Here is a 20,630-nt window from a genome sequence, read left to right on the forward strand (position 1 = left end):
ATAATGATAAACAATGATGAACATGAACCAGCACACGGAGGGTTAACAACTATTATGACGTATTGTGATTCCAAGCTGAAAATATTCACTTGTAACTCCAATCCGAAATTAGCACAGCAAATTGCAGATTATATCGGGGTTCCGCTTGGTGACTCAGTCACAAAGCAATTCAGTGATGGCGAGATTCAAATCAACCTGTCAGAGAGCGTTCGCGGCTGCGACGTTTATGTGGTACAGTCCACCTGTGATCCAGTCAACGACAACTTGATGGAGCTGCTTGTTATGGTAGATGCGTTAAAGCGTGCATCTGCAAAGAGCATCAATGTCGTGATTCCTTATTACGGTTATGCTAGACAAGACCGCAAGGCGCGTTCGCGTGATCCGATCACAGCGAAGCTGGTTGCCAATCTGATTGAGACCGCAGGGGCTCATCGTGTTATCACGATGGACCTTCATGCGACTCAGATTCAGGGCTTCTTCGATATTCCAGTCGATCACATGCTAGGTGTGCCGATTCTAGCTCAATATTTCCGTTCTAAGAAGATACAGGACGTTGTCGTTGTATCTCCTGACCATGGTGGCGTGGTACGCGCTCGCAAGCTTGCGGACTTCTTGAATGCGCCGCTTGCGATTATTGACAAGCGTCGTCCAGAGCCGAATGTAAGTGAAGTTATGAATATTATCGGTGATATCAAAGGCAAGACAGCGATTATTATCGATGACATTATTGATACTGCCGGTACAATCGTGCTTGGTGCTAATGCTTTGGTGGAAGCAGGCGTCAAAGAGGTATACGCATGCTGCACGCATGCGGTATTGTCTGGTCCAGCTATGCAGCGTCTAGAAGACTCTCCGTTTAAAGAAGTCGTTATCACGGATACCATTCCAGTGAAGCATGAGAATCCATCAGCCAAGCTGCGCACCTTGTCTGTGGCACCGCTTCTTGGCGAAGCGATTATCCGTGTTCATGAAGAATTGTCGATCAGCAAGCTGTTCGAAATTGAATAAATCAGAACATCCATGCGGAGCCTAGCTCCTATACGAGAAGGGTTACATCAGCAAGCACCTGTGCTTCAGATGTAGCCCTTATCGGCATTTTGATGAGAAAGCGAAGGGAGGCGGGCATTGAAGTGAAATGGATTGTGGGTCTTGGTAACCCTGGATTAAAATATGAAACAACAAGACATAACATTGGATTTATGGCGATTGACGAGCTGGCTCGGCGCCATAACATACAAGTAAGGGACAGCAAATGCAAAGCACTGATCGGTGAAGGAAGAATTGGAGCCGAGAAGATTGTTTTGATTAAACCGATGACGTATATGAATCTGTCTGGCGAATCGGTGCGCGCCTATATGGATTATTTCAAAGCATCCCTTGAAGATTTTGTTGTGCTTTATGATGATATGGATACAGAGCTTGGCAAGATCCGACTTCGTTTTCAAGGCAGCTCAGGGGGACATAACGGAATGAAGTCGATTATTCAGCATACAGGAACACAGAGCTTCCAGCGGGTGAGAATGGGGATATCTCGTCCTGCTCCAGGCCGTGACATTGTTGATTATGTGCTGCAGGACTTCGCCAAAGGCGAACGTGAGCTGCTGAAGCAGTCCATTGAGCGAACTGCGGATGCGGTAGAGTTTTTCATGGCAAACACCTTTGAGCAGACGATGGCCAAGTTCAACGGCTGATATATGGGAGTGGTTGGCTAATCATGGTGTGATGCGGGCATACTAGACGGTATATAACTTCACGAGGAGGCATATACATGTCTGTGAATTATGTCTGCAAGCACTGTCACACGTTAATTGGACGCATTGATGAGCCGTCTATCGACAGAAATAGACTTGGTTTTGACCTGCTTACAAGAGATGAACAGGATCAATATGTTCAAGAACATGATAACGGGGATATCACGGTTCGGATGACCTGCGATTATTGTTTGCAAGCGTATCAGCACAATCCAGAGCTGGCCGGGCTTGCTACACCATTGCAGTAATCGGTGATATGTTCCATTGTGAAAGCATGTTCACGGTGATTGTTGATAAGCCTTGGCTTGTTAGCCGAGGCTTATTTGAAATATTAGGATCTATATCATTTCATGGATTATTCCATAACAAAGGAACTATTTTATCTCTATCATGTGTTGGGAAGAAAGAGGTGCCCTAAACTTGTTAAATGCATTGATGCAAGCTTTATCAGAAGAGCGAGATATTGACTCGATCGCAGCCGGTGTGAAGAGCGGATTGAAGGAGCAGCTTGTATCAGGATTATCTGGATCTTCGCGTCAGGTGATGATGGCGGCCCTCGCTCACAAGCTTGAGCGCCCGGTGCTGATCGTTACCCACAATATGTTCTCCGCGCAAAAGGCCATGGAGGATCTGCAGGAATGCTTATCGCAAGAGCAAGTTGTCTTATATCCGGCAAACGAGCTGGTAGCTGCTGAGGCTGCCATATCAAGCCCGGAAGTGGTCGCTCAGCGTATTGATGCGCTGACACGTCTTGCTAAAGGCTTCCGCGGGGTAGTTGTAACGCCATACGCTGGTCTGCGCCGCTACCTTCCTTCAAGAGATGTAATGGCTGATGCGGAGCTGCAGCTTAAGGTGGACGATGAATTCCCGCTAGAAGCGTTCTTAACCCGTATGGTGGCGCTAGGTTATGAGCGTGTGGAACGGGTAGAGTCCAAGGGCGAGATGAGTGTACGCGGCGGCATTGTAGATATTTATCCTTATACCTCCATGAGTGCTTATCGCTTGGAGTGGTTTGACGATGTCATCGATTCGATTCGTTCGTTCGACCCTGCCGATCAGCGTTCGATCGATAAGGTGGAGCATTTGATTATCACGCCAGCTAAGGATATGCCGGTTACAGAGGAACGTTTCCGAGCTGGTGCAGATGCTGCATATGAATTATTGGAAAGCCAGCTTGGCAGGATGAGTGATCGTCAAGCAAAAGATCGACTGCGTCAGGAAATTGAGGCTGAGATCGAGCGGCTCCGTCAGGCTGTCTATTTTACTGACCTTTATAAATATATTTCGGTGTTGTACCCAGAAAAAGAAACGCTGTATGACTATATGCCGAAGGATACTCTATTAATTATTGACGAGCCAGCGCGTGTGCTAGAGACCGCGAAGCAGCTGGAGCGTGATGAGGCGGAATGGAACACGCATTTGCTTCAGCACGGTAAGATGCTCCCTTCCCTTCCGCTTGGCCGCACTTCTGATGAGACGCTTCTTAATCGTCCATTCCAAACGATCTATATGGCTTTGTTTTTACGTCAGGTGCCACATTCGCACCCGCAAAACATTGTGAACGTCATGTGCCGTTCGATGCAGAATTTCCATGGACAGATGAATGTGATGAAGTCAGAGATGGAGCGCTGGAAAAAGGGCAATGCTAATGTGATTATTCTAGCAAATGGTGATGAGCGGGTTGAGAGAGTAAGGCGGGTTCTGCAGGATTATCAGATACCTGAGCCAACCATTATTAACGGCAATCTGCAGAGTGGGTTTGAGCTTCCATCGATTCATTTGGTGGTCATCACCGAAAGCGAGATGTTCTCGTCTAAGCAGCGCAAGTCCATTCGCCGAACGGATGTGAAGGCAGATAATGCGGAGCGCATTCGCAGCTATACCGAGCTTAAAGTGGGCGATTATGTCGTTCACCAGAATCACGGAATCGGTAAATATATGGGGATCGGCACGCTTGAGATTAATGGGATTCATAAAGACTACCTGCATATCTTATATGCGGGCGGGGATAAGCTGTCCGTTCCCGTTGATCAGCTGCACCTCATTCAGAAATATGTAAGCTCTGAGGATAAAGAGCCAAAAGTATACAAGCTTGGCGGCACAGAATGGACCAAGGTGAAGAATAAGGTTCGCTCTTCTGTCAAGGACATTGCCGATGATCTCATTAAGCTCTATGCGGCCAGACAGGCTTCTGTCGGATATGCCTTCGAGAAGGACACGGCAGAGCAGCGTGAGTTCGAGGATTTATTTCCTTATGATGAGACAAGAGATCAGCTTCGTGCGATTGAAGAGATCAAAAAGGACATGGAAATTCCGCGTCCGATGGATCGTCTATTGTGCGGGGATGTAGGTTATGGCAAGACAGAAGTGGCGATTCGGGCTGCTTTTAAATCAGTTATTGAAGGAAAGCAGGTCGCTGTGCTTGTGCCGACAACGATTCTTGCCCAGCAGCATTATGAGACCTTCCGCGAGCGATTTGTGGATTATCCGTTCAATATTCATGTCATGAGCCGCTTCCGTACTCGCAAGGAACAGAATGAGACGATCAAGGGCGTAAAGTCTGGAGTCGTCGATATTGTCATTGGCACACATCGTCTTTTGTCGCAGGATATGGTCTTTAAGGATCTGGGACTGTTGATTGTGGACGAGGAGCAGCGCTTTGGCGTAACCCATAAGGAAAAGCTGAAACGGTTAAAGACCAATGTCGATGTTCTGACCCTGACTGCGACGCCAATTCCACGTACGCTTCATATGTCCATGCTGGGCGTTCGGGACTTGTCGGTCATCGAAACACCGCCTGAGAATCGCTTCCCTGTTCAGACGTATGTGCTGGAGCATAGCGATACCTTGATTCGTGAGGCGGTTGAGCGCGAGCTTGCCCGAGGAGGGCAGGTGTATTTCTTGTTTAACCGTGTACAAGGCATACATCAAATCGCAGAGCATATTAAGATGCTGGTTCCTGAGGCGAGGGTAACGGTTGCGCATGGTCAGATGTCTGAGCAGGAGCTTGAGACCGCTATCCTCGACTTCCTTGATGGCGAGCATGATGTGCTCGTAAGCACCAGCATCATCGAGACTGGTGTCGATATTCCCAATGTGAACACCCTTATTGTGCAGGATGCGGATAAAATGGGCTTGTCCCAGCTGTATCAGCTGCGCGGCCGTGTAGGGCGTTCTAATCGCATTGCTTACGCTTATTTCATGTATCAGCGTGATAAGGTGTTAAATGAGGTGGCAGAGAAGCGTCTGCAATCCATCAAGGAGTTCACAGAGCTTGGCTCAGGCTTCAAGATTGCGATGAGGGACTTGTCCATTCGCGGCGCAGGCAACCTGTTAGGGGCGGAGCAGCATGGCTTTATCGCCTCCGTCGGCTTTGACCTGTATTCACAGATGCTGGCCGAGGAAGTGCAGAAGCGCAAAGCAGAGATGGATGGCAAGGTTATGGAGGATGAGCAAACATGGACAACGGTGATCGACTTGAACATCGACGCCTATTTGCCTGCCGATTATATTTATGATAGTATTCAGAAGATCGAGATCTATAAAAAAGTAGCGGGTCTATCCTCTCTTGAAGAAGTAGAGGAGCTGCGTGATGAGCTGATCGATCGCTTCGGAGAACCTCCGCTAGCCGTGCTGCAGCTCTTGGCAGTATCCCGTCTTAAGTGGTACGCGAAGCAGTACGGGTTTGAAGCGCTTACGCAGCGAGGCGATGAGGTGACTATGAAGGTTTATCCTCAGGCTGAATCAGGTCTTGATCGTAAAAAGCTGGCCATGCTCGCTGCCAAAATAGACAGACGATTCTCGATTGACCGCAATGTCAACGGTCCTATCAAATTAAATGCACGCGGTCTCGATGCTATGCAGCTGCTAATGAAGCTAGAGGAATTCATGCAAGGGGCGAAGGATGCCATCAAATCGAAGGGAGAATTGCAAGATGTTGCAAAATAAAAAGGGCTCTTGGAAAGTAAGCCTTGTGGCACTGATGCTGGTGCTGGCGCTTTCCGTCGTTGCTGCTTGCGGCAATAAGAACAGCAGCGAACCAGCGGATAACAGCCCGGTGGTTGCTACCTATGAAGGTGGTACAGTGACTCAGAATCAATTCGATAAAGAACTGGCCAACATGCTGTTCTTCTATCCGAGCTATCAGCAAATGATCGAAATGGACGAGTTCCGTCAATATTTCATCAAGCAGCAGATTGCTTATCTGTACCTTGAAGATAAAGCAACAGATGATGCGAAGAAAGAAGGCAAGAAAGAAGCCGAGGATCAAATGGCTGCCATCAAGAAACAAGTTGGCGATGATGAGTTCAAAAAGATGCTGGAAGCGCAGAAGCTCTCCGAGCAGGATGTGTTGAACTACATGACACGCATCATGACCGTTGTTGCTGATTACAATGCTAAAGTAACAGACGAGCAAATGAAGGCTCAATTTGAAAAAGATAAAAACAATATGACAACGGCATCTGTTCGTCATATCTTGATCGGATTCACAGATCCTGAAGGCAAAGAGCGCAAGAAAGAAGATGCGCTTAAGCTGGCTCAAGACGTTCAAGCACGCTTGAAGAAGGGCGAAGACTTCGCGAAGCTTGCGAAGGAATATTCCGAAGATCCAGGATCTAAAGAAAACGGCGGATTGTATGAAGATGCAGCTGTAGGCGAATGGGTTGAGCAGTTCCGCGATGCGGCGCTTACGCTTACGCTTAACGAAATCTCCGACCCAGTAGAGACTTCTTATGGCTACCATGTCATGAAGGTAGAAAAACGTACGGAAAAGACGTTCGATACGCTTACTGATGACGAGAAGAAGCAAATTCGCAGCACAGTGGCTTCTGAGGAAATGAACAAATTCATGGACGCAGAGCTTAAGAAGATCGTCAAGGATGAAGACATTAAGCTTCCAGCTGTGAAGAAGGAAGAAGACAAGCAGGATGACTCTACATCTACAGAAGGAGACAAGTCCCAAGAATCGGACAAGTCCTCGGATGCAGATAAGTCACAAGATACAAACAAACAAGAATCAACGGATAAGCAAACGGACGAGAAGCCTGCTGACGATAAAAAATAAGAGCGGCAATCGGTTGTCATCCACGCGGTTAATCGCCACCTATTTGGTGGGATTAGCCGCTTTTTTGGCCTGTTTTGAAAGAAAATCTTTTCTATATCACCCATTTAATTGCAAATTATGACATTGCCGATAGAAAAATGAGCCTGACAATAGTATTCAACTGTCACTTTTTCGTTTGACATGATTTAGACATATGTAAAGTGCATAACATATGTTCGTCATGGAAGCACTACTGCTTGTTTACAATAGACAAATACGAGGATAATTCCTTATGGTTGAGCGATTTTCATGAAAGATATATGATGTAATTACGGCTTGTTAGGCTTCCATTGGAGGTAAATCCTTCAGCAAGTTGTCGCACTAAAATGAGGCAAAATTGGTAAAACCTTTGGAAAAGGCTATACATATTTCTCCAGAATGAGTAAGATGCTAAATGATAGGAGCTTCTAATAATGCATCATCTGAGCTAATCATTTTCACGATTTTTCATTAAAATTGGGGAAAATGTGAAAATTTTTAGAAAACGGGGTAGAAAAATGTCGCTTAGTGTCGAAAAATGTGATTTTTTTTGCAACTTGGATGGGTTTACCTTCGTATTATGTGATGTATAAGATGTTGGGAGCAGATGAATACTATGGGCACGGTTCTAAAATCCAACGTATGGCTCCTAAATCAACATAATTTAGTTAGTCTTCAAATTAATCTCAAGAAAGCGGGGCAACATACATGAAAGCTACTGGTATTGTTCGTCGTATTGATGACCTAGGTCGAGTTGTAATTCCAAAAGAAATCCGTCGCACTTTGCGAATTCGCGAGGGAGATCCACTCGAGATCTTTGTAGACCGTGATGGAGAAGTCATCTTGAAGAAGTATTCCCCAATCGGAGAGCTTGGCGACTTCGCTAAGGAATATGCGGAATCCTTGTATGAGAGCACAGGACATGTTACTTTGATTTCTGACCGTGACACTGTTATTGCAGTTGCAGGCGGCTCCAAAAAAGAATTTTTGGAAAAGCAAATCGGCATGCTGCTCGAAAACTGTATGGAAAATCGCAAGACCATCGTAGAAACGAATGCGGGCTCTTATGAAATCGTAAAAGACGGTGTGGATACTTGGTCTTCCTTCGTTGTTGCACCAATTGTTTCTGGTGGAGATCCAATCGGAACCGTAGTTATGCTTAACAAAGACGAAGCAACAAAAATGGGTCAATTGGAGCAAAAAATGTCCGAGACAGCTGCTGGCTTCTTAGGCAAGCAAATGGAACAATAAGAACCTCAACTTGAGGAAAAAGAGAAACTCCTTGTCTTTACTCCTGCTGCACTGCGGCGGCGTAAAGACAAGGAGTTTTTTGATGTTGTCAGTGTTTCATTGTGTGCTTTGCATCCTGGTTAGAATAGTGGCAACATTAGAGACATGCATGCCGCAGATGCTGTGATATAATACTTAGCGTATTTGCAAGCTAAGGAATGGTAAGGCGGGATACCAAATGAGGGAATATGAGCTAAAGCCCAATAAGGGGGCTTCCTCGGAGCTTCTTCATGGAGCAATGCTGCTTGGTCTCGCGTCTATTTTGTCGAAGATCATCGGCACTTTTCAAAAAATACCTCTTCAAAATATAGGCGGGGATGGCGTATTTGGCATTTATAATGCGGTCTATCCCTTTTATGTTCTGCTGTCCACTGCGGCAGCCGCTGGCATCCCTATCGCGATATCACGGCTTGTCGCAAGTCAGGAGACAAGTGGTGAGCATGGAGGCACAAGAGAGCTGCTGCTCGCTGCGCTGATCCTGGTAGAGATTATCGGCATGGCAGGCTTTATCGCGATGTATACTCAAGCGGAGCAGCTTGCCGCTTGGATCGGCAACACGCATACGATCCCTGCTATTCAGGCATCATCGTATGCCTTGCTCGTGATCCCTCTTGCAGCTGTACTACGGGGCTATGAGCAGGGACAGGGAAGAATGGCTTCGTCTGCGATCTCTCAAGTTGTGGAGCAATTCGCGCGCGTTACCGTTATGGTTGTGCTGCTTATTATGCTGACTAATCAATCAGCAGCCGATGAAGTGATTGCAGCAGGTGCTGTATTTGGCTCATTTGCTGGCGGCGTTGTGGGTTTAATCTTGCTTGCGCTGATGATGTACGCAAGAGGGCCGATACGATGCAGAGCTAGCCAGAGAGTCAGCTTGCGTTCATTGCTGATCTGGATGAAGCGAATCGCTTGGACGGCCATCCCAATCTGCCTAGGTGCACTTGTGACGCCGATGGTGAATGTGGTTGATGTATTCACTGTTCCACGCATGCTGCTCTATGAGGGCTGGACGGAAGCCGAGGCCATGATGGAATATGGCTTGTACTCGCGTGCACTGCCCCTGACGCAGCTGATCACATTAACAGCAGGGTCTTTGGTCGTAGGCTTGGTGCCCGCGATTGCAGCTGCTTGGAAGCGAGGAGGCGTGCATGAGACCCAAGGGATAATTAGAGGCAGTATCCAGACTGCTTTGCTGCTTGGGAGCGCCGCAGCAGTAGGGCTTATCGTCTTGTCGAAGCCTATAAATATTGCGTTGTACACAAACAATGAAGGAAGCACAGCCTTTGTCCTGCTGTCCTTTACGGCTCTGGCGGGCACGCTACAGGTCGTTTCTGCTGCGCTGCTGCAAGGGATGGGAGCACTGCGAGCCCCTGTTGTTCATTTGCTCGTTGCTGCAGTGCTTAAGCTTGTGCTTAACATTATGCTCGTTCCGAATTTAGGGATCGACGGAGCCGGCTGGTCCGCGATCATAGCCTTATCGGCCGCCGCCGCACTTAATATGGCAAGCCTTGCTCAACAAGCTGGCTTGGGCTGGTCCGCATGGCTCAGGCATCCTCTGCGATTAGCATTGTCCCTGCTTGGAATGGGAGTAATGGCATGGCTTAGCTCTGCCGTGGTAATGAGCATTCTTGGAGATGGACGCTTTGCAGCTGTCCTGGCAACAGCGGCAGCAATCCCTGCTGGGGTAACGGTATTCACCTTGCTTGCCATGCGGCTTCGCATTATAGAACCAGAGGAGTGGGCGATTATACCTAAGCTTGGGTGGAGACTTGAAGCGATGGCGTGGCGCCTGCAGCGGTAAGAGAATGCTCGATGCCTGTAAGAGGAGTTGTCATCCATTGGCGGCTAAAGAGAACTTTGGAAATGCATGTGGAGGAAGCAGTGCTAAGCAGGCATCCTCCTTGCTCCCGATTACGGATGAACTCGCATTTATCAGATTTTAGGTATAGACTAGGAAGAAGATGGGTATGCTCATGGAGGTTTATCCTGTTGATTTGAATATCCAGCCTAAGGAGGCTATTTCATAATGAGTGGCAAGATTGTCGTAATGGGTCTTGGCTCTGGCGATCCAGGCCAATTGACGCTTAAGGTATGGAATCGACTGCAAGGCGCCAAGCATCTATATGTGCGAACGGAGCATCATCCTGTCATGGATCTGCTTCGAGACCATCAGATTCGTTATACGAGCTTTGACAAGGTGTATGAGGCGCATGACAGCTTCCCTGAGGTGTATGCAGCTATTGCACGGCAGCTCCTTGCGCTGGCCAAAGATGAAGCAGAAGAGATTGTATATGCGGTGCCAGGGCATCCGATGGTCGCAGAATCTACAGTCAGCCTGCTGCGCGAGCAGTGCGAGAAGGAGCAGGTTGGTCTTGAGATTATTGGCGGTGAGAGCTTTATTGACGAGACATTCACCCGCTTTGGATTTGACCCGATAGATGGGTTTCAACTGCTCGATGCTTCGACGATCAACCCTGCCGTGCTGTCTCCCCAGTTGCACATCGTGATTGGACAAGTGTATGATACGTTTACGGCATCTGATGTGAAGCTAAGCTTGATGGAGATGTATCCAGATGATTATGAGGTCGTTGTCGGCCATGCGCTTGGTGTACAAGGGATGGAGCAAATCATCCGCGTGCCTTTGTATGAGCTTGACCGTGTCGAAGGTTACGGCAACCTATCCTTGATCTGGGTGCCCCGCACAGAGGATGATCGTGTTCGCAATCGCACATTTGCAAGACTGCATGAGATTGTGGCAACCTTAAGAAGCCCGGAAGGCTGTCCTTGGGATCGGGAACAGACTCATCAATCTCTTCGCAAGTATCTGATCGAAGAAACTTACGAAGTGCTTGAGACGATTGATGATGATGATGTGGAGGGCATGCAGGAGGAGCTTGGAGACCTGCTGCTGCAGATCATGCTTCACTCGCAGATGGAAGAAGAGACAGGCACCTTCAATGTCTATGACGTTGTACAGGGGCTGAATGAGAAGCTCTTATTCCGCCATCCGCATGTATTTGGGGACAGCACGGCTAAAGACGCCGAAGCTGCGCTTAAGAACTGGGAGCAGATGAAGGCGAAGGAGAAGCAGTTGAAAGGCGAAGCGTCAAAACGGCCATCGGTACTTGATGGCGTTCCTAGAGAGCTGCCGGCTCTGATGAAAGCCTATAAATATCAGAAAAAGGCAGGAAAAGTAGGATTTGACTGGGACCGTGTGGAAGATGTACTTGACAAAGTAGCTGAAGAATTGCAAGAATTGCGAGAGGCGATCATTGATGGTCAGGCACAAGGAAAGGAAGAACAGGCACTGGAGCATGCGCAGAAGGAGTTAGGTGATCTGCTGTTTGCCGCAGTGAATGTATCCCGATTTATCGATGTCGATCCAGAGGAAGCTCTGGTGATGACCAATCATAAATTTGTGCAAAGATTCCGATATATCGAAGAACAGCTTCGTATAAACGGCAAATCTTTTGACCAGACTGATTTACTAGAAATGGAGCAGTGGTGGCAGGAATCGAAGCGGTTCACGCCTTGATGCAGCAGGACGCAACCACGATCATACACAATTTTCGTCAAAATTATAAAAAGTGATCGTCCTAAGAAGGAATTTCCTCATCGAGCAAGAATACATAAAACGCAAGATTCCTTGAGTTATGTATCTATGCGGGCGACTGCGATATTCTAGTCGTACACTGACAGCTCTATTAAATTTGATGAAAAGAATTAGGAGGCCAATAGAATGAATAAGACAGATTTGATCAACAACATTGCAGAGAAAAGCGGTTTGACTAAGAAAGACGTAGAAACAGTATTGAACGGTTTCTTCGGTGAAGTAACAGATGCTTTGACAAAAGGCGACAAAGTTCAATTGATCGGCTTCGGTACATTCGAAACTCGCAAACGCGCTGGTCGTACAGGCCGCAACCCTCAAACAGGTAAAACAATCGAGATTCCTGAGTCTGTTGTACCTGCATTCAAAGCAGGCAACAAGCTTAAAGAAGCAGTAAAATAATGCGCCTCGATAAATTCTTGAAGGTGTCGCGACTCATCAAGCGCCGCACGGTGGCAAAAGATGTGTCCGGACAAGGGCGCGTCATACTGAACGGGCGCGAGGCGAAGCCAAGCAGTACGGTGAAGGTCGGAGACGAGATCACTGTGCAATTTGGCCAGAAGCTCGTGACGGTTCGCGTTGAGCGACTTCAGGAAACAACGAAGAAGGAAGAGGCTCAAGGCATGTATACGCTGCTGAGAGAAGAACCAATTCCGAAGCAAGAGTTTGAATGGTAATTATTCTATGTGAACAAACAAGCGCTCAAGCTGCACACGTTGCAGCTCGGGCGCTTTTTTATTATTGTGCAAGCCTCATTGAAGGCCGGGTGGCAGGACCTGAAGGTGAATATTGGGTTTGCGCAGGGTCTAGCGTCACGGGCGGAGCAATATGCTATACTAATAGACGTGTTCATCCAGCTTGTTAAGACCATGAAGCCGTGGTGAACATCAATGACAATATCATACATTCCGCATGCTTGTTGTGCGGGAGAGGTTCGCAATCTCCCTCTATAAAAAACTAAGGTCTACGGCACTCTTATTCATTGATGCTTTATCGGCGCATGCCAAAAAAGCAAGATGGAGATGTCGTATTTGAAGTTGCCTATAGTTGATAGAGGGGATGCACATAATGTGACATCCCCTTTTTTGTGTATACGAGAGCCACAAGAAGCGGGAGTGGAAAGGATGAGGAGCATGATGAAGCAAGAAAAAGCCGTTGTTGTATTCAGTGGCGGCCAAGACAGCACGACTTGTTTATTCTGGGCATTAGAACGATTTGCCCATGTGGAGGCGATCTCGTTCGATTATGGTCAGCGTCACCGTACTGAGCTTGAACATGCCAGCCGAATTGCGGAGGAGCTTCACATCCCGCATTGCATACTTGATATGTCCTTGCTCAATCAATTGGCGCCTAATGCGCTGACAAGAGCAGATATGGAGATCAAGGAGGAGGAAGGGAAGCTTCCGAATACGTTCGTGGACGGACGGAATATGGTGTTCTTCACCTTTGCTGCCATCTATGCGAAGCAGATGGGTGCACGGCACATTGTAGTTGGCGTTTGTGAAACAGACTTCAGCGGTTATCCGGATTGCCGAGATGTGTTTATAAAGTCGCTTGATGTGACCTTGAACCTCGCGATGGACTACCCCTTTGTCATTCATACGCCACTCATGTGGTTGGACAAAGCTGCAACATGGAAGCTTGCAGATGAGCTTGGCGCGCTTTCCTTCGTCAGGGAAAAAACCGTTACTTGCTATAACGGGATCGCAGGGGATGGGTGCGGAGAATGTCCTGCCTGCAGGCTTCGCATGGCAGGTCTGGAGAAATATTTGCTAGAGCGAGAAGAGGTGCAGCAGTGAGACAACCAGGGCCATTTCAAATCGTAGAGAAGCTGCAGCGCTATGGCACGGATATCGAAGCAAACGAGCTGCGCTATCATCGTAAGCGCGTGATGGTCAGCAAGGCATTCACCTTTGATGCAGCGCATCATCTTCATGCGTATGAAGGCAAATGCAAAAACCTCCATGGACATACGTACAAGGTCGTATTTGGCATCAGCGGCTATGTGGACGAGATTGGGCTGACTCTGGACTTTGGCGAGATCAAGACGCTGTGGAAGGATCGCATGGAGCCGTATCTCGACCATCGCTACTTGAATGACACCCTGCCCCCAATGAATACAACAGCCGAAAATATGGTGGTCTGGATCTATGAGCAGATGGAAAGCGCGTTGAAGGACTCGGAGTCATCTAAGGCATTGGGCTGCCGTGTGGAATTCGTAAGGCTGTACGAGACGCCTACAGGCTACGCAGAGGCAAGACGGGAGTGGATGATGGAATGAGCCATAAGAACGGCATGAACAGCGTATTAGCGCGTTGTGATGCGTCTCAAGCGCATTCTCACACTCCTCACACGCAGCGGATTCCGGTGCTGGAGGTGTTTGGGCCTACCGTTCAAGGAGAAGGCGCGCTCGTGGGGCAAAAGACCATGTTCGTGCGTACAGCGGGCTGTGACTATCGCTGCAGCTGGTGCGACTCCGCCTTCACGTGGGATGGCAGCGCTAAGGATGAGATTCAGCTGTTGACGGCAGAGGAGATCTTCTTGCGTCTGGAGTCGCTGGCTGCAGGGCGCTATTCGCATGTAACGCTCTCAGGGGGCAATCCTGCTCTGCTTCCATCCTTAGGGGAGCTTGTTAAGCTGCTCAAGCAAAAGGGGATTCGTACGGCAGTAGAAACGCAAGGAACCAAGTGGCAGCCGTGGCTTGCAGAGATTGATGATGTTACAGTATCGCCTAAGCCGCCGAGTTCGGGCATGACAACAGATGATGACAAGCTCGAAGAGCTTATGAACCGTCTATGCAAGGCGGATACTTCCGTCTGCTTGAAGGTGGTTGTCTTTGATGAAGCAGATCTTCAGTATGCCGTTGACATGCACGAACGGTATGCTGGAATACCGTTTGTCCTGCAGACGGGCAATCCTGATGTTGCTTCTGCAAACGATGATGAGTTGATCAAAGGGTTGTTGAAGCGCTATGAGTGGCTGATTGAGCAGGCTGCTGCAGAACCGCGCTTGAATGACGCCAAGGTGCTGCCTCAGCTCCACACGCTGGTATGGGGTAATAAGCGCGGCGTATAGCTTCTTTGACGAAGCGGATCATTGGTCGGTTAATCGATCCAGAAGCTGGCCCTAAGATGAGCATGTACTGCATTTGTAGGAGATTCGCTGTGGAAGCTTGTACGGAATCCCATGATGTATAAATGCCATTGCTTCAGAATGATGGCTGTGAATCGTTCAATCGTTTCATTTTGAGATTAATGATCATAAAAAAGGAGAGGTTAAGATGGCAGGACGTTCGCAAGAGGAGCTGCCGCTGACCCACTTGGGACAGCAGACCAGCTACAAATCAACCTATGCCCCTGAGGTGCTGGAGGCTTTTCCGAACAAGCATCCTTATCGGGATTACTTTATAAAGTTCAATTGTCCGGAATTTACAAGCCTGTGTCCGATGACAGGGCAGCCTGACTTTGCCACGATGTACATCAGCTATATCGCGGATCAAAAGTGTGTGGAAAGCAAATCCCTGAAGCTGTATTTATTCAGCTTCCGCAATCAAGGGGACTTTCATGAGGATTGTGTCAATATCATTATGAATGACCTTATCGAACTGCTTGATCCGCGTTATATCGAGGTGTGGGGCAAGTTTACGCCACGCGGCGGGATATCCATCGATCCGTATTGCAACTATGGGAAACCAGGAACAGTGTATGAAGACATGGCTCGTCAGCGGCTCATGCAGCATGATCTATATCCGGAGAAGGTGGACAATCGCTAAAGCGAAAGATAAGGGCTATATCAGATGTCAAAATAACTTTATTTCGAAGTTCTATTAGCATGCCTCTCCCTCATATCTATTGGTGAGAAGGAGGGGTACATGCTATGAACGAGATGAATAAGCCTGTGAAGCGACAAGAGATGAAGATGATGAATCGCAAAGTGCTGGAGATCAGCGGCATCAACAGCGTAGAAAGCTTCGACAGCGAGGAATTTCTGCTGGAGACCGAATGCGGCTACCTGACGATTCGCGGGCAGAATCTGCATATTAAGAATATGAATCTTGAACAAGGCATCGTAGCGATTGAAGGCTTGGTCAACTCCCTGACCTATCTGGACGGCAACCAGCAAAGCAAATCAAAGAGTTTTTTTGGGAAGCTGTTTAAATGAGCCATCTAAGCCTGTACAGCCAGTGGATGACGTTATTCTTCATGACGGTCAGTGGTGCTACGCTAGGCGTCGTCTATGACAGCTACCGAGTCGTCGCGCATCAGCTGCGCTTTCCAAGATGGAGTCTTCCGCTGTTTGATGTCGTTTATTGGCTTGCCGCGACATGGTTCGTGTTCCAAATGCTAGTGAAAGGCAATCAGGGAGAGCTTCGATTCTATATATTCTTAGGCCTTGCTATTGGCGCATATGCGTATTATTTGCTGCTCAGCAAGGCAACAGTCAGCATTGCGACCTGGATCGTACAAGCTGCAAAAGCCGTCGTAACCTTTCTTCTACGCACACTATATGTCGTCATCATCGTTCCGATTAAGACTTTGGGCCTGTTTTTGCTTGCTATCGCTCGTTTTGTGCTTCGTATCGCTATATTCCTCGGTAAACTTGTGCTAAAATGTACTCAGCCGCTCTGGTGGCTTGTACGCTGGCTGTTTGCACCATTGGTCGTGCCGCTTTGGAATCGATGGGGCATGACTGAACGCGTCGTTCGATGGTGGACAGGTCTCTTGAGGCGGATACAAGCTGTTTCAGATGGGTACAAGCGGGTAAAGAACCAATGGCGTGTTCTCTTGAATAAGATATGGAAGTGGATTCGCCCTACCAAATAAGCAAGGAGGTTAACGGATGTCTAGATCTAGACCCGAGGCGCAATGGAGAGCTGAACGTCAGGCTGAACTTCTCTCAGCTCCGAAGACGAATAACAAAGCCCCTGTTGCTCGAAAAAGCACAAGGCGGCGAATTCAGCTGTGGCTTGCTTTTGTTGTGGTCTTTAGTGGTTGGGGAGTCTACACATACGTTGGCCAGATGCTCAAGATGCAGGACTTGCAGCAGGAATTCTCCGCGCAAGAGGAAGTTCACTCCAAAACCCTGCAGAAGCGCGATGAGCTTCAGAACAAAGTGAATAAGCTGAATACGGAGGAATATCTTCTGGATATTGCAAGAAGCAAAGGAATGCTTAGGCCAGATGAAATTCTTATCCGCAAACAAGATGAATAGGCTCAAAAGCGGGACAGCCGTCAGTTGACCAAAGCTCTCCTGCTACAGTATAATCACCACATAAGCAGTGTAATCGACCTGAATAAATGCCGTCGTTTTCTTTCTTCAGAGGACTACGGCGATTTTGCAGTTGTTCAGTGCCTTACGCCGTTTAACTATTTAAGGGAGGAACGTTTTATTTTATGACAATTGAAGTGGGCATCAAGTTAGAAGGCAAAGTGACAGGTATTACGCATTTCGGAGCGTTTGTGGATCTGTCGGGAGGTGTCACGGGACTCGTTCACATCTCTGAGATTGCCGATAACTACGTCAAGGACGTCAATGATCATCTAAAAATTGACGACGTCGTCACCGTCAAAGTTATTAATGTTGACAAAGACGGTAAGATCGGCTTGTCTATTAAGCAAGCTGTTGATAAGCCTGCATCCGAGCAAAGACCGCAACGTGGGCCTCGTCCGGATCGACCAGGTAGCAGAGATGGAGGCAAACCGGGATTTGGGAATCGAGATCGTGGAGGACGTAAATCATCGTATAACGCCCCTTCTTTTGAGGATAAAATGTCACGTTTCCTTAAAGACAGTGAAGAGCGCATCTCCTCGTTAAAAAAGAACACAGAAGGCAAGCGCGGTGGACGCGGCGCACGCCGGATGTAACGATCTGATCGCTCTAGTAGACGTAGGAATATTCAAAGCTGCACAACGGCTCATCCGTTGGTGCAGCTTTTTTGCTATTTATAGCGCCTTAACGCGAATTGTCCAGCATTCGCCAGCGTGCAGCATAAGCGCGGCTCACAAACTGACAACGTCTGAGATTGCAAGGCTATGACTTCTATTTTTGTCGTTGCCAAAGAAAGTTACGACAACATCCCCCTAATAATCGTATGCTTCAAGCCATTTCTAATCTTAATCCAGCCCAAGCATGTTCGAAATTATGACAATGAACAGGCGCCGCACGCTGTGAGCGATTACGCTTGTCCCTTGCCCCACGCCGCTTCGCCTCTCTCCTGACAAAACCAAAATACCTGTCGGAAAGTTTTTTTACAGCCTAACGATATTCTGACAAACCTTTCCTTTTCATGCTCCTATAATAAGAGGCACAAGAAACTGAGAATAGGTGGTGCTTGGTCATGAATAAGGTAATTCCTTTTCCTAAACCAATGTGGAATGAAGATAAGGAGGAACGCGAAATGGACAAAGGGGCAAAGAAATGGAGATACGAGCGCTTTAAGCAGTTGATCGGAACGCGTAAGTGGACCATTTTGTTCATGTGCGTGGGTTTCTTATTAGGACGAGCTGTCATTCTGCAGGACTTGTTCCCGTTTGCTTCCGCGTTCTTTGCGGTCATGTATTTCACTAGACGGGATCTTGCCGTATGGATTGGAACCTCATTGCTGGCAGGAAGCTTGTTCGCTTCTGAACCGACGACCTTAATGATTGCCATGCAGCTGCTTATTATTATTTTGATGCACCGCGGACTGCAGGCCTATGAGAAGAGCGAGATTAATTTTGCGCCCTTTATGGTTTTCTTCGCCAATCTAGCCGTTCATCTCTTTACAACGCTAATGAGCAGCCAGCTCACCTGGTATGCCGTGCTGATGGATGCCACCGATGCGATATTAGGCCTGGTGCTGACGTTAGTGTTTGTACAAGCACTGCCCGTGCTTACGCTGCATAAGCGCAATTACACGCTCAAATCCGAAGAGCTCGTCTGCTTGTTTATTCTGCTTGCCTGCATGATGACAGGTGCTGTGGGCTGGATTGTTCAGGGACTACAGGTTGACCATGTGCTCTCTCGCTATATGGTCATGCTGTTCGCTATCGTTGGGGGTGCTCCCCTTGGAGCTGCTGTCGGGGTAATTCTAGGCCTTATTCTAAGCTTGGCAGAGCCGCATTCCATGCTTCAGCTTAGCTTGCTTGCCTTTGCGGGCCTTCTGGCAGGGCTTATGAAGGATGGCAAGCGGTGGGCAGTTGCCTTCGGAATGCTGCTTGGCACCGCGATCCTATCGGTCTATCTAGGTCCTGTGGAACACGTGCTTGCTTCAACCTGGGAGACGATTGCTGCGGCTGTGCTATTTCTTCTTACTCCGCGTGTCATTATGAACACGCTGGCCAAATATATTCCGGGCACAAACGAGCATGTGAAGTCTCAACATGATTATGCGAGGAGAGTTCGAGATATGACTGCCGACCGCGTCAAGCAGTTCTCGGAGCTGTTCCGCCAGCTGTCGGCAAGCTTTGGGCAGATGGCAGGCGCGGGAGAGCTTAAGAGAAAGGAGGAAGACTATCATTCAATCCTTGGAGCCGTCTGTGAAAAGACGTGCGGGGGCTGTGCCAAACAGCATTCCTGCTGGAGCAATCGCTACTTGCAAACCGTGACATGGATGAATGAAATGATGGAGGCGGTGGAGGAGCAGCCTGATTTTAAAGAACGGCAAATCTCAAAGAAATGGAAGGATTCCTGTACCAAGACGCCGCAGGTGCTTGCTGCTATGAAGGAGCAGCTAGAACGCTATCATCAGGACCTGAACTGGCGCAAGCAAATTTATGACAGCCGCACGTTTGTATCGGAGCAGCTTGCGGGTGTATCGAAGGTTATGGATGACCTTGTAAAGGAGATTAACCGAGAAGGCCGGCAAATGTTTCTGCAGGAGGAGCAGATTCGGCAAGCCATTGAGGAGCTCGGTCTGTCGGTGAATCGAGTTGACGTACTATCCTTGGAGAAGGGACATGTGGAAATAGAGCTCGTGCATTCCTTTACCGAAGGTTATGATGAATGCCGCAAGCTGATTGCACCGCTATTATCCGATATTTTGGGAGAGCAAATATCGGTCAGGGAGGAGAACCAAGCGGAGGAGCACAGCGGACAAGGCGTGGTGACCTTTGTATCGGCAAAATCATTCGAGGTTCATGTTGGAATGGCGTGGGCCGCCAAAGGGGGAGATGTCCTATCGGGAGACAGCTATCATGCACAGGAGATGGCAGGGGGAAAGTATGCAATTGCTTTGAGCGATGGTATGGGCAATGGAGAACGAGCGAACATGGAAAGCCGAACGGCGCTTACGCTGCTCTCGCAGCTCCTCCAATCTGGGATGGATGAGAAGCTTGCCATACAGTCTGTCAACTCGCTTCTTATGGTTCGATCGCCCGACGAAGTCTATGCGACCGTGGATCTGGCGATTGTAGACCTCTATACGGCTAAGACGACCATGATGAAGAGCGGATCGACGCCAAGCTTTATTAAGAGCGGCAAGGAGGTGCAGCCTATTGCAATAGGCAATTTGCCTTTAGGCATTATTCAGGATATTGATGTAGAGTCGATTCATATGAATTTAAGGCCAGGCGATCTATTGATTATGATGACAGATGGGGTGTATGATGCTCCGGGCCCTGCAGCAAATAAAGATTTATGGTTGAAGCGTCTAATTGGGGAGTTGGACACGGATGACCCGCAGGCGATTGCCGACTTGCTGCTGGATACGGTAATTCGGCAGGCCCAGGGGAAAATTGAGGATGACATGTCTGTCATTGTGACCCGCGTGGATCGGTATATTCCGGAGTGGACGACGCTGAACTGGACGTCAAGGGAGCACACCGAACGTCCGCTTACAGTAAGCTGAGGAGAATGAACAATCTATCGGTTAAACCCTTCCAAATCAGGGAATACTAGAACTAGATTCTAGATTCAT

20 protein-coding genes and 1 riboswitch are annotated in these 20,630 nt (G+C 48.2%); all 20 genes read left to right on the forward strand.

What is annotated here, in order from left to right:
- Positions 1 to 54 precede the first annotated feature (54 nt).
- The 20 genes from B9Y93_RS23385 (at position 55) to spoIIE (ending at position 20,561) form a co-directional block, all read left to right on the forward strand.
- The gene (locus B9Y93_RS23385) at positions 55 to 1,008 is read left to right on the forward strand and encodes a ribose-phosphate diphosphokinase (RefSeq protein WP_085498824.1); all 954 of its coding nucleotides are present in this window, start codon (positions 55 to 57) and stop codon (positions 1,006 to 1,008) included.
- 122 nt (positions 1,009 to 1,130) lie between these two features.
- Positions 1,131 to 1,691, forward strand: a complete 561-nt coding sequence (gene pth / locus B9Y93_RS23390) for an aminoacyl-tRNA hydrolase (protein WP_085498826.1) — start codon at positions 1,131 to 1,133, stop codon at positions 1,689 to 1,691.
- A gap of 77 nt (positions 1,692 to 1,768) precedes the next feature.
- The gene (locus tag B9Y93_RS23395) at positions 1,769 to 1,999 is read left to right on the forward strand and encodes an anti-sigma-F factor Fin (RefSeq protein WP_085498828.1); all 231 of its coding nucleotides are present in this window, start codon (positions 1,769 to 1,771) and stop codon (positions 1,997 to 1,999) included.
- Positions 2,000 to 2,171: 172 nt separating this feature from the next.
- The gene (gene mfd, locus B9Y93_RS23400; protein ID WP_085498830.1) at positions 2,172 to 5,699 is read left to right on the forward strand and encodes a transcription-repair coupling factor; all 3,528 of its coding nucleotides are present in this window, start codon (positions 2,172 to 2,174) and stop codon (positions 5,697 to 5,699) included.
- On the forward strand, positions 5,686 to 6,816 hold the full coding sequence (locus tag B9Y93_RS23405; protein ID WP_085498832.1) for a peptidylprolyl isomerase: 1,131 nt from the start codon (positions 5,686 to 5,688) through the stop codon (positions 6,814 to 6,816). Before mfd ends, B9Y93_RS23405 begins: the two co-directional genes overlap by 14 nt.
- A 726-nt stretch (positions 6,817 to 7,542) precedes the next feature.
- Positions 7,543 to 8,085, forward strand: a complete 543-nt coding sequence (gene spoVT / locus B9Y93_RS23410; RefSeq protein ID WP_085498834.1) for a stage V sporulation protein T — start codon at positions 7,543 to 7,545, stop codon at positions 8,083 to 8,085.
- 217 nt (positions 8,086 to 8,302) lie between these two features.
- Positions 8,303 to 9,925, forward strand: coding sequence for a putative polysaccharide biosynthesis protein (locus B9Y93_RS23415; RefSeq protein ID WP_244903554.1), 1,623 nt, complete (start codon positions 8,303 to 8,305; stop codon positions 9,923 to 9,925).
- 225 nt (positions 9,926 to 10,150) lie between these two features.
- Complete coding sequence (yabN, locus tag B9Y93_RS23420; RefSeq protein WP_085498836.1) at positions 10,151 to 11,659, forward strand: bifunctional methyltransferase/pyrophosphohydrolase YabN; 1,509 nt, start codon at positions 10,151 to 10,153, stop codon at positions 11,657 to 11,659.
- A 204-nt stretch (positions 11,660 to 11,863) separates the two neighbouring features.
- A complete protein-coding gene (locus B9Y93_RS23425) occupies positions 11,864 to 12,136 on the forward strand; it encodes an HU family DNA-binding protein (protein ID WP_085498839.1) in 273 nt (90 codons plus the stop codon).
- The gene (locus tag B9Y93_RS23430) at positions 12,136 to 12,411 is read left to right on the forward strand and encodes an RNA-binding S4 domain-containing protein (protein ID WP_085498841.1); all 276 of its coding nucleotides are present in this window, start codon (positions 12,136 to 12,138) and stop codon (positions 12,409 to 12,411) included. The genes B9Y93_RS23425 and B9Y93_RS23430 overlap by 1 nt, the downstream gene beginning before the upstream one ends.
- A 9-nt stretch (positions 12,412 to 12,420) precedes the next feature.
- Entirely contained in the window at positions 12,421 to 12,618 is a 198-nt protein-coding gene (locus tag B9Y93_RS23435) for a hypothetical protein (RefSeq protein WP_085498844.1), read from the forward strand.
- A gap of 39 nt (positions 12,619 to 12,657) precedes the next feature.
- Positions 12,658 to 12,701, forward strand: a riboswitch (PreQ1 riboswitch).
- Positions 12,702 to 12,870: 169 nt separating this feature from the next.
- On the forward strand, positions 12,871 to 13,533 hold the full coding sequence (gene queC, locus B9Y93_RS23440) for a 7-cyano-7-deazaguanine synthase QueC (RefSeq protein ID WP_085498911.1): 663 nt from the start codon (positions 12,871 to 12,873) through the stop codon (positions 13,531 to 13,533).
- Positions 13,530 to 14,015: a 6-carboxytetrahydropterin synthase QueD gene (gene queD, locus B9Y93_RS23445; protein ID WP_085498846.1), complete on the forward strand. Its 486-nt coding sequence runs from the start codon at positions 13,530 to 13,532 to the stop codon at positions 14,013 to 14,015. The genes queC and queD overlap by 4 nt, the downstream gene beginning before the upstream one ends.
- Positions 14,012 to 14,809, forward strand: coding sequence for a 7-carboxy-7-deazaguanine synthase QueE (queE, locus tag B9Y93_RS23450; protein WP_240968284.1), 798 nt, complete (start codon positions 14,012 to 14,014; stop codon positions 14,807 to 14,809). The genes queD and queE overlap by 4 nt, the downstream gene beginning before the upstream one ends.
- A gap of 205 nt (positions 14,810 to 15,014) precedes the next feature.
- Positions 15,015 to 15,506, forward strand: a complete 492-nt coding sequence (gene queF / locus B9Y93_RS23455; RefSeq protein ID WP_085498849.1) for a preQ(1) synthase — start codon at positions 15,015 to 15,017, stop codon at positions 15,504 to 15,506.
- Between the two features lie 104 nt (positions 15,507 to 15,610).
- The gene (gene yabP, locus B9Y93_RS23460; RefSeq protein ID WP_085498851.1) at positions 15,611 to 15,895 is read left to right on the forward strand and encodes a sporulation protein YabP; all 285 of its coding nucleotides are present in this window, start codon (positions 15,611 to 15,613) and stop codon (positions 15,893 to 15,895) included.
- Entirely contained in the window at positions 15,892 to 16,557 is a 666-nt protein-coding gene (gene yabQ, locus B9Y93_RS23465; RefSeq protein ID WP_085498853.1) for a spore cortex biosynthesis protein YabQ, read from the forward strand. The genes yabP and yabQ overlap by 4 nt, the downstream gene beginning before the upstream one ends.
- A 16-nt stretch (positions 16,558 to 16,573) precedes the next feature.
- Positions 16,574 to 16,945, forward strand: a complete 372-nt coding sequence (locus B9Y93_RS23470; protein ID WP_085498855.1) for an FtsB family cell division protein — start codon at positions 16,574 to 16,576, stop codon at positions 16,943 to 16,945.
- A gap of 182 nt (positions 16,946 to 17,127) precedes the next feature.
- Positions 17,128 to 17,598: a S1 domain-containing RNA-binding protein gene (locus tag B9Y93_RS23475; protein ID WP_085498857.1), complete on the forward strand. Its 471-nt coding sequence runs from the start codon at positions 17,128 to 17,130 to the stop codon at positions 17,596 to 17,598.
- A gap of 473 nt (positions 17,599 to 18,071) precedes the next feature.
- Positions 18,072 to 20,561 (forward strand): stage II sporulation protein E, encoded by a 2,490-nt coding sequence (spoIIE, locus tag B9Y93_RS23480; protein WP_085498859.1) that lies wholly within the window; start codon positions 18,072 to 18,074, stop codon positions 20,559 to 20,561.
- The last annotated feature ends 69 nt before the right edge of the window (positions 20,562 to 20,630 follow it).

The organism is Paenibacillus aquistagni (assembly GCF_900177815.1).
Taxonomy (GTDB): Bacteria; Bacillota; Bacilli; order Paenibacillales; family Paenibacillaceae; genus Paenibacillus_B; species Paenibacillus_B aquistagni.

Excerpts from the sequence above, each read along its gene's own strand:
- spoVT (WP_085498834.1), top strand. The coding sequence starts at position 7,543 with ATGAAAGCTACTGGTATTGTTCGTCGTATTGATGACCTAGGTCGAGTT.
- B9Y93_RS23385 (WP_085498824.1), top strand. The coding sequence starts at position 55 with ATGACGTATTGTGATTCCAAGCTGAAAATATTCACTTGTAACTCCAAT.
- B9Y93_RS23430 (WP_085498841.1), top strand. The coding sequence starts at position 12,136 with ATGCGCCTCGATAAATTCTTGAAGGTGTCGCGACTCATCAAGCGCCGC.
- B9Y93_RS23405 (WP_085498832.1), top strand. The coding sequence starts at position 5,686 with ATGTTGCAAAATAAAAAGGGCTCTTGGAAAGTAAGCCTTGTGGCACTG.
- B9Y93_RS23475 (WP_085498857.1), top strand. The coding sequence starts at position 17,128 with ATGACAATTGAAGTGGGCATCAAGTTAGAAGGCAAAGTGACAGGTATT.
- yabP (WP_085498851.1), top strand. The coding sequence starts at position 15,611 with ATGAACGAGATGAATAAGCCTGTGAAGCGACAAGAGATGAAGATGATG.
- B9Y93_RS23415 (WP_244903554.1), top strand. The coding sequence starts at position 8,303 with ATGAGGGAATATGAGCTAAAGCCCAATAAGGGGGCTTCCTCGGAGCTT.
- B9Y93_RS23470 (WP_085498855.1), top strand. The coding sequence starts at position 16,574 with ATGTCTAGATCTAGACCCGAGGCGCAATGGAGAGCTGAACGTCAGGCT.
- B9Y93_RS23395 (WP_085498828.1), top strand. The coding sequence starts at position 1,769 with ATGTCTGTGAATTATGTCTGCAAGCACTGTCACACGTTAATTGGACGC.
- queF (WP_085498849.1), top strand. The coding sequence starts at position 15,015 with ATGGCAGGACGTTCGCAAGAGGAGCTGCCGCTGACCCACTTGGGACAG.
- yabN (WP_085498836.1), top strand. The coding sequence starts at position 10,151 with ATGAGTGGCAAGATTGTCGTAATGGGTCTTGGCTCTGGCGATCCAGGC.
- spoIIE (WP_085498859.1), top strand. The coding sequence starts at position 18,072 with ATGAATAAGGTAATTCCTTTTCCTAAACCAATGTGGAATGAAGATAAG.
- queC (WP_085498911.1), top strand. The coding sequence starts at position 12,871 with ATGAAGCAAGAAAAAGCCGTTGTTGTATTCAGTGGCGGCCAAGACAGC.
- B9Y93_RS23425 (WP_085498839.1), top strand. The coding sequence starts at position 11,864 with ATGAATAAGACAGATTTGATCAACAACATTGCAGAGAAAAGCGGTTTG.
- queE (WP_240968284.1), top strand. The coding sequence starts at position 14,012 with ATGAGCCATAAGAACGGCATGAACAGCGTATTAGCGCGTTGTGATGCG.
- yabQ (WP_085498853.1), top strand. The coding sequence starts at position 15,892 with ATGAGCCATCTAAGCCTGTACAGCCAGTGGATGACGTTATTCTTCATG.